Below are 8,265 nucleotides of genomic sequence, written 5' to 3'. Positions count from 1 at the left end.
ACGACACGCCAACCCGGGCGGCTTCAAACCCGGCCAAGCTGGTTGTCGGTCAAGGACAAGGTGGTTGACGCACTACAGGGAGCAGTCGGCAGAGATCATGTCATCCCTCTTTGAGGACAGGGCAGAGGCTGTCTCGCTTCCTAGGGTGCTGATGGTCTGTCTGCCTAAGGCTGCAGCTATGTGTCGAGGCTGGTTGGCAACGATCTACGAGAGCAGGCACTCATGCCGCTAATGCCGTGTTGTTAAGCTTCCGGAAAGAGGATCGCCTCAACATCCATGGCGCCATTCAGGACGTGCAGGATGGTGATCCGCTCCTGGTCGACACGATAGAAGATCAGGTAGCGCCCATGCACTCGACGGCGAATGCCGTGCTGCTTGTAGCGCGGAACCACTGGCCATGCGAATGGCACTTCGGCCAGTTCCACGCAGCAGTGATATAGCTCACGCATGAACGTCACGGCGCGTGCGGGATTGTCGCGCGCGATGTAATCGCCAATTGCTTCCAAGTCAGCTTCGGCAGTGGCAGTGATCTCGACGATCATTCTGCGCCGGGATCCATTGCCTTGTACTTGGCCTCCAGTCTCTTGAAGACCTCACTGGCAGGCAGCGACTGTCCCGCCTGTGCATCTGCAAGTCCACGTGCCAAGGCTTGGTCCAGCACGGCCAGGCGTGTCTCACGCTCTTGAAGCAGGCGAATGCCCTCGCGTACGACTTCGCTCTTCGAGTTGTAGCGTCCGCTCTCGACCAGTTTTGCTACGTAGCTTTCAAGCTGCGTTCCAAGTTCTGCACTGAGCATCCCAGCCTCCATCAACGACAGGTAAAGAATGGCAGTTTTGATAACAGTTATCAAGACATCTTGTCTTGCAGTTTGCAGCGCATAGGCGGCGCAAACCACAGAGCTGCTTTAGCAGCGCCATGAACTCCACCACCGATGCTACGATCCCGGGCTGAGCGAGGGACAGGAGAGAGATAGGCTAAGGGGCACCTCGATTTTTCGACCGCTTGCGCTGTTCTTGGCGGGTTCAACGGCCTGCAGAACGCATGACCCGTCTGGGCACGGTGTGGCGTGTTGGCTTCGCAGGCTTTACGGCCGGAGGACTGCGCCGCCTTTCGGCCTTGCGGGCTGACTTCGGCGCTCCGGATCACGCCGGGTAGGGGTTCAGGCGGCGCAGCTGGACGAGGCGACGCATGTTGTAGGCGAGGTTCTTCATCCCGATCTTGGCCTTCGCCCGCACCAGGCCGATGGTGCGCACCAGCGTGCCGCCCATGTCGTTGGTCTGCGCGCCGAAGACATGCTCGACCCGCGCGCGCACGGTGGATTTCGTCCGGTTGCTGGCCTTGCCTTGTTCGGTCAGTGGTTTGCCGCGCTTGCCCTTGCGGTGGATGTGGCTCTTCAGCCTGGATGCGCGGAGCCTCGCCTCCATCTCTGCGGACCGATACGCCGGATCAGCCCAGACCCCCGCGCCGGTGTTGCCCTTCATCAGCAGATGATCCACTGCCTGGCTGTCATGCAGGGCCGCATTGCTGACATGGTAACGGCGGACCAGCTTGTGCTGGCGGTCCACGTTGACGTGGTTCTTGTAGCCATAGTGGGATTTCCCGTGCTTCTTGGTCTAGCGGGCATCCACGTCCTTCTGCGATCGCTTGGCGGGCTTTTCGGCCCAGCCCTCGGGCTCCTCGCCGGCCTTGATTGCCCGGTTTTCATCCCGCGTATTGTGGTTCTTCGGCACCGGCACGATGGAGGCATCCAGGATCTGGCCGCCCCGCGCGATGTAGCCCTGCCGCGCCAGATAGCCATCGAACTGCTGAAACAGCACCTCGACCATGCCCGCCTGCGCCAGCCCCTCGCGATAAAGCCAGACTGTCTTGGCATCGGGCGCGCGGTCCTCCAGCCCCAGACCAAGGAACCGCATGAAGGACAGCCGGTCGCGGACCTGATACTCGATCTGGTCGTCCGACAGGTTGTAGAGGGCGCCCAGCACCAGCGTCTTGAACATCACCACCGCGTCCATCGGCTTGCGCCCCGCCCGCGACTTGCGCTCCGCCTGGGGCTTGCGCCAGACACGCTCCAGCGTCGGGCGGAACTCCTCCCAGGGCACGATGGCGTCGATCTCGACCAGCGGGTCTCTTTTGGCATCCAGGCTCGCGTAGCGGTCCGAAAGATCAAAGAAACCCATCTGCGCCATCGTCACGCTCCAGCAGCCGAATGCCCCGTGCGTCCTACCCCGGCGGCCCGGCTAGCGCAATTTTTCGAGGTGCCCTAAGGTTGGTGACGGAGCGCGAGAACATGATGCATCGCAGCAGATGACCCCCTCGGCGGCCGTCCCGCACCGCCTTCAGGCCACTCTCCGCTCGTTGTGCCGCGCCAATGGATCTGTGCTGGCACTGTCGCAGGCATGTGTAGCGGCCGGGACACGTTGCGTTTCAAAGGTTAAAACCAGACCTGATCTGTCCTGCAAAAACCTTGCAGCTTCGCCGCTCTCCATGCCATGCAACAAGCCTCATGACAGGGGGAGGCCATTATGGCGAGAGGGACGGTCAAGTGGTTCAACACCGACAAGGGATACGGCTTCATTGCCCCGGATACCGGGAGTGGCGATGTGTTCGTCCACATCAGCGCGGTACAGCGGGCCGGGTTGCAGTCCCTATCGGATGGGCAGAAGGTTTCCTATGAGCTGGAGACGGGCCGCAACGGCAAGACAAGCGCCGTTGATCTGCAGACACTATAAGATAGCAGCTCACCTCACCGGCTGACCTGAAGCGGGCCTGACGTGACCGGGTCTTGTTGTGGCACTTGCTAACCGGCTTCTGACCAAGGTCGCAATCAAGAAGGGCAGGGGACGGTCGCAAGGGCAGCAACCCGAACACCAGGACTGTCCTGAACTCCGAGACAGTCGCGAGGAGCAATCCTTGGATCAGCAGCGCGCGCCGCAGGCGGCCCCTGGACAGCAGCAGTTGCGGATATGGCGTCCGGCTATCCAAGGCGCGAGGCCGACGCCCACCGGCAGTTCATCGAGCAGTATGGCGATCATCCATGTCGCTCCGGGTTGGCTCATCGATCCCCGGGGCTGCGCCCGCGACTGAAGGCCGCCATGCGGCAAACCGGTGTGAACGGTGCAGCCATGTGCACAACAGAGCCGCGGCTGACCTAGAGGTCCGGTCCGATCTGACCTGCACCCCATTCGACACTGAGCCGTGGCACCAGCACGAGGCCGTGCTGCGATCCTTCGGGCAAACCTGCCTCTTGAAGGGGTATTCGCGGGCGACCTTGAGGCACGGATACTCAATCCGCACCCCGGCGGAGGAATTCCACCGTTCAGCCAGACTTCTCTCCTGCGAGCCACTCGGCGAGCTTTGACCAGCGTCGCCGTCCCGAGACGTTTTTGACGGCGATTGCCACCGCCTTTCTCTGACCCACCAGCACCACCAGCTTTCGACCCCGGGTCACGCCGGTGTAGATGAGGTTGCGTTGCAGCATGGTGTAGTGCTGTGTCATCACCGGGATGACCACGGCCGGGTATTCCGAACCCTGGCTCTTGTGGATGGTCGCGGCATAGGCCGGCACCAGCGTGTCGAGCTCGCCAAAGGCGAAGGTGACCGTGCGGCCATCGAAATCGACCGCGACCTCGCCCTCGTCCGCATCGACATCCTTGATGGTGCCGATGTCGCCATTGTAGACCTCCTTGTCGTAGTCGTTCTCGACCTGCATGACCTTGTCGCCCGGCGCGAAGGTCCAGCCGAACCGCTCCACCTTCTTCTCGCCGGCCGGGTTCAGGGTCTTCTGCAGCTCGATGTTGAGCGACCGGGCTCCGACGCCGCCCCGGTTCATCGGGCAGAGCACCTGGACGTCCCTGATCGGGTCAAACCCGAACCGGCGGGGGATGCGGTTGCTCACCAACTCCACGATGCGCGACACCGCCTCTTCGGGATCACGGGCGGGCACGAAGTAGAAATCCGCCGTGCCGTCAGGGGGCGCAAGGTCCGGCATCCGTCCGGCATTGATGGCATGCGCGCTGGTGATGATCTTGCTCTGCGCGGCCTGGCGGAACACCTCGGACAGGCGCACCACCGGCACCGCCCCCGAGCCGATGATGTCGGCCAGCACCTGACCCGGCCCGACCGAGGGCAGCTGGTCGATGTCGCCCACCATCAGAAGCGCGGCCGCAGTCGGCAGCGCCTTCATCAGCGACTGCATCAGGGGCACGTCGACCATGGAGCTTTCATCCACCACCAGCAGGTCGCAGTCGAGCGGGCTTTCCTCGTTGCGCTTGAAGCCGAAGGCCTTGGGGTCGAACTCCAGCAGACGGTGGATGGTCCGCGCTTCCATGCCGGTCGTCTCCGTCATGCGCTTGGCGGCTCGACCAGTTGGGGCTGCGAGCAGGAGCCTGACCCCCTTGGCCGCCAGAATGCGCAGGATGGCGTTCACGATCGTGGTCTTGCCGACGCCAGGACCGCCGGTGATCACCGTGACCTTGGACCTGAGCGCCAGCCGGATGGCCTCGGCCTGGCTGGGGGCAAGGCTGAGGCCGGTCTTGCCCTCGATCCAGGGCAGGGCGCGATGGGTATCGATCTCCGGCCAGGGCAGGGGTCCTACCCGGAGCCGCTGGAGGTGCCCGGCAATGGCGCGCTCGGCCTGATAAAGCCCGGTGAGAAAGATGCATTCTGCCTCGCCGACCCGGTCCGCGGTGACAGAGCCCTCGGCTAGCTCGTCCCCGATGGCGCTCTCGATCAAGGCAGGCGACACCTCGAGCAGTTTCTCCGCAAGGGTGATAAGCTCTGCCCGCGGCAGCCCGCAATGCCCCTCGCCCATGGCCTCGCTCAGCGCAAAGGACACGCCCGCACGGAGGCGGATAGGGGCGGTCTTCTCGATGCCGAGCTTGCCGGCAATCAGGTCCGCGGTGCGAAAGCCGATGCCGCGGATGTCCCGGGCCAGGCGATACGGGTTCTCGCTCATCACCTGCACGGCGTCCGTGCCGTAGGTCTTGAAGATCCGCACCGCGCGCGCCGTGCCCACGCCATGCCCATGCAGGAAGACCATGATCTCGCGGATGACCTTCTGGTCCGCCCAGCCGGCAGTGATCTTGGCCGCCCGCACAGGGCCGATGCCGCCCACCTCGCGCAGGCGCTCAGGCTCCGCCTCGATGATGTCGAACACGTCGGTGCCGAAGGCCTTCACCAGCCGGCGTGCATAGACCGGCCCGATCCCGCGGATCATGCCGGAACCGAGGTATTTCTCGATGCCCTCAAGGCTCGAGGGCGCGGAGGTCTTCAGGAACTGCGCCTTGAACTGCAGGCCATGGGTGCGGTCGTTGAGCCAGAGACCCGAGGCGGTGATCCATTCCCCGGCAGAGATCATCGCGGCATGACCCACAACGGTGACGAGATCCCGGTGCCCGCGCGCCTTGATCCGCAGCACGCAGAAGCCACTTTCGGGACTGTGGAACGTCACGCGCTCGACCAGGCCGGCCAGGACCTCGGTCGGGCTGTTGGTCTCTGCAGATATCACTGGCGCCATCCACACTCCTCGCCAAACAACAGCGCGATATTACCTGACCCCAGGTTGGACCACATGCATCGCGTCCTGTCTTCGTCCTCGACAGTGTCAGGGCGGCTCATCTGAGATCCTCCCGCGTCTTCGACCATGTGCCAGCAGATATATGCCAACAAGGTCGGCAACCAAGTTCCGAAGTATGGCTGTCAAACTGCCTGAAGAGCAAAACGCCACCGTTCGGGTGTCTCCTATGCTTAAATCACCACCGGCGGCAGAGCAGCCTTCGCGGCCTGGACTGCCGGCAGTATGCGTCGATGCGTGATCAGGGAGGAAAACGTCATGGCCATTGCCAAAAACACTGTGTGCCTATGGTTCGACAAGGATGCCGAAGAAGCGGCGAACTTCTATGCTTCGGTCTTTCCGGACAGCCGGGTGGACGCGGTTCACCGCGCTCCCGACGACTATCCGTCAGGAAAAAAGGGGGATGTGCTGACGGTTCAGTTCACGGTCGCGGGGATCCCCTGCATCGGGCTGAATGGTGGCCCTGTCTTCAAGCCGGACGAGGCCTTCTCCTTCCAGATCGCCACCGATGACCAGGAAGAGACCGACCGCTACTGGAACGCCATTGTCGGCAATGGCGGCAGCGAAAGCGAATGCGGCTGGTGCAAGGATCGCTGGGGTCTCTCCTGGCAGATCACGCCGCGCACCCTGACGGAGGCCATGATGGCAGGCGGGGAGGAAGCGCGGCGCGCTTTTACCGCCATGATGACCATGCGCAAGATCGATGTGGCGGCGATCGACGCGGCTCGCCAAGGGTGAGCACCATGCTCTTGGCCGGTAGCTCCTGACACTCAACCGGGTTCCATGCTAGTGACGTGCCGTGGCATTGTAACCAATCCACCTCGTAGCCCCGTAATCAACGGGGCATAACCAGGCAAAGCTTGCCCGCATCCACCTGAGAGTGAGGCCCGGAGGTTCCGTAGAGGCAGCTTGGCGACTGATGTCTTGGGGGGCAGACTTAAACGGAACGGCTGCAAGCGAGACCGTTGGGAGCTTTCCGGACAAGGAGGTGTTGCCGTTCTAGGCACCCTGCCGTGAAGACATGCTGGCAATGCTTAGCTTTGCAGCCCGGTAAGTACGCCTGAGAGCAAATAAGGCTGGCGTCCCTTGGCATATCGCAAGTGAAACATACAAGATTGAACCTCTCCATATGCGATTGCTGCATGGCAGCATTTCCGAAGGGTCTATTGTGCAGGCGCAGCGTTAGCGCCATCTTGAATCCATCGAAAGGCGCCGGGCCAATCCGGGCAGGGCGCAGACGCAAGAACAAAGACGCGAGATAAAGGAACATGCCATGGCTGCTATCGCCCAAACTTACAACGCCGCTGCCTCGCTTGGCTTCGCTGGCCGTCTGATAGCCGCGATCCAGCGCATGCAGGAAAACCGTGCGCGCCGCGTGATCTACCGTCAGACGGTGCGTGAGCTGAACGCCCTGACCAACCGAGATCTGGCGGATCTGGGCATCCACCGCACGATGATCACCCGCCTGGCTCAGGAAGCGGCCTGGGGCAAGTAAGAACAGACCTTCCCGCCCCACCTCCTCCCCCGGGGCCGGACCTGGTGGCATTCTTCTGCCAGAGGATGCCCCCTCCATATAGCCGCCTCATTTGCGGCACCCTGATGCGACGGACCTCTCCTCCTCCCAACGGTCCGTTCGTTGGCGGCAACGGCCTTTCCTCCTCCCATGGCCTTGCCGCACCCATACGCGGCCCCTCCCCCCTCCCTGGGCCAGCGTTACGCGGCGGCGCTCCTCCTCCCTGGGCGCCGCCGCTTTTTCATGTTGGTCATTGCGATTGCGGCCATGACTTCATATCGAAGGGATGCCCGCAATTCGCTGACGTGGATAACGTCGACCTATCAAGAGATCGGCCTGCGTATCCCATTAGACCGCTTCGCCAAGGATTCTGCGAACGGAACCAGAACGTCCGTAACGGGTTTTCTTCAGACATCCTGCAAGAGGCAGTTTCTGATGGCCGACGAAAACCCGAAATCTCATCCGACCGACAATGCCGAAAAGGACCCCGATAGCTGGGTCAGCGGCGACGATCCCATGACAGGAGCGCAGGCTTCCTATCTCAAGACGCTCAGTGCACAGGCGGACGATCCCGAAGCCTTTGACGAAACTATCAGCAAAGCCGAGGCCTCGAAGCGCATCGACTCCCTAAAAGCCAAACTGGGATTGGAATAGAAAACGATACCGGTCCCTGATGAAGGTTGAGCTTTGGCGATCATCCAGGGTCATCTAGCGGTCACGCTCTGACCTCAGTTCGGCGACTTCAGTTTACTGGTGGTGTTGACCGGTAGATGCGGCCGACAAACTAGCGCCGACTCGCAAATGATGTACAAGACATCGAGAGGCTAGACTATGAGAAGCTGTTGTCTTTAAAACAGCTGTTGTTCCATAAATCGGATTATCACCGTCGGAGCCTGCAGCGCGGCATGGTCCCCGTCTTCCAGAAAGGCCAGCTCAACCTAATGCGCAGCCTGAACGAGCAGCGACGTAGGGAGCAAGCACCGCGATCACCCCTCTTGCGTTGCTGATGATGACCTTTGCAGCCCGAGCGAAAGCGCAGACGCCGGTCTGCGTTCGATTTGAGGAGCATGAATCTAAACCGCCGCACTGGGGGCCTTGGTGCACAGGGCAATCGCATTTGGCTCATGTCGCTAAGTTGTTGAGAACGCTGCGGAGGAAGTCGTCGTCCCAGCCGGCTCGC

Annotated in this window: 7 protein-coding genes and 1 pseudogene; 4 read left to right on the top strand and 4 right to left on the bottom strand. The window is 62.0% G+C overall.

Annotation, left to right across the window (positions count from 1 at the left end; genetic code table 11):
- Positions 1-242 precede the first annotated feature (242 nt).
- The 3 genes and pseudogenes from OU682_RS22935 to OU682_RS22925 all read right to left on the bottom strand — a co-directional run bounded on the left by OU682_RS22935 (position 243) and on the right by OU682_RS22925 (position 2,186).
- A complete protein-coding gene (locus OU682_RS22935) occupies positions 243-542 on the bottom strand; it encodes a type II toxin-antitoxin system RelE/ParE family toxin (protein ID WP_268944510.1) in 300 nt (99 codons plus the stop codon).
- Complete coding sequence (locus OU682_RS22930; RefSeq protein ID WP_268944509.1) at positions 539-850, bottom strand: type II toxin-antitoxin system ParD family antitoxin; 312 nt, start codon at positions 848-850, stop codon at positions 539-541. Before OU682_RS22930 ends, OU682_RS22935 begins: the two co-directional genes overlap by 4 nt.
- A gap of 292 nt (positions 851-1,142) precedes the next feature.
- Positions 1,143-2,186: pseudogene (locus OU682_RS22925) on the bottom strand (IS5 family transposase).
- A 336-nt stretch (positions 2,187-2,522) separates the two neighbouring features.
- Here OU682_RS22925 and OU682_RS22920 point away from each other — a divergent pair.
- Positions 2,523-2,729, top strand: coding sequence for a cold-shock protein (locus OU682_RS22920; protein ID WP_268944508.1), 207 nt, complete (start codon positions 2,523-2,525; stop codon positions 2,727-2,729).
- 587 nt (positions 2,730-3,316) lie between these two features.
- On the opposite strand, the gene recD2 is transcribed toward OU682_RS22920, so the two are convergent.
- Positions 3,317-5,515, bottom strand: coding sequence for an SF1B family DNA helicase RecD2 (gene recD2 / locus OU682_RS22915; RefSeq protein WP_268944507.1), 2,199 nt, complete (start codon positions 5,513-5,515; stop codon positions 3,317-3,319).
- 315 nt (positions 5,516-5,830) lie between these two features.
- On the opposite strand from recD2, the gene OU682_RS22910 reads away from it, so the two are divergent.
- The 3 genes from OU682_RS22910 to OU682_RS22900 all read left to right on the top strand — a co-directional run bounded on the left by OU682_RS22910 (position 5,831) and on the right by OU682_RS22900 (position 7,739).
- Positions 5,831-6,310, top strand: coding sequence for a VOC family protein (locus OU682_RS22910; protein WP_268944506.1), 480 nt, complete (start codon positions 5,831-5,833; stop codon positions 6,308-6,310).
- Positions 6,311-6,845: 535 nt separating this feature from the next.
- Complete coding sequence (locus tag OU682_RS22905) at positions 6,846-7,067, top strand: DUF1127 domain-containing protein (protein WP_268944505.1); 222 nt, start codon at positions 6,846-6,848, stop codon at positions 7,065-7,067.
- 453 nt (positions 7,068-7,520) lie between these two features.
- Entirely contained in the window at positions 7,521-7,739 is a 219-nt protein-coding gene (locus OU682_RS22900) for a DUF3072 domain-containing protein (RefSeq protein WP_268944504.1), read from the top strand.
- The last annotated feature ends 526 nt before the right edge of the window (positions 7,740-8,265 follow it).

It is taken from the genome of Paracoccus benzoatiresistens (assembly GCF_026913015.1).
GTDB classification, from domain to species: Bacteria; Pseudomonadota; Alphaproteobacteria; order Rhodobacterales; family Rhodobacteraceae; genus Paracoccus; species Paracoccus benzoatiresistens.
Note: the sequence above shows the minus strand (reverse complement) of the source record. Positions and strands in the feature narration are given on the sequence as shown.

What these genes read in the sequence shown, in the direction of transcription:
- OU682_RS22935 (WP_268944510.1), bottom strand. Translation starts at nt 542, where the DNA reads ATGATCGTCGAGATCACTGCCACTGCCGAAGCTGACTTGGAAGCAATT.
- OU682_RS22920 (WP_268944508.1), top strand. Translation starts at nt 2,523, where the DNA reads ATGGCGAGAGGGACGGTCAAGTGGTTCAACACCGACAAGGGATACGGC.
- recD2 (WP_268944507.1), bottom strand. Translation starts at nt 5,515, where the DNA reads ATGGCGCCAGTGATATCTGCAGAGACCAACAGCCCGACCGAGGTCCTG.
- OU682_RS22910 (WP_268944506.1), top strand. Translation starts at nt 5,831, where the DNA reads ATGGCCATTGCCAAAAACACTGTGTGCCTATGGTTCGACAAGGATGCC.
- OU682_RS22905 (WP_268944505.1), top strand. Translation starts at nt 6,846, where the DNA reads ATGGCTGCTATCGCCCAAACTTACAACGCCGCTGCCTCGCTTGGCTTC.
- OU682_RS22900 (WP_268944504.1), top strand. Translation starts at nt 7,521, where the DNA reads ATGGCCGACGAAAACCCGAAATCTCATCCGACCGACAATGCCGAAAAG.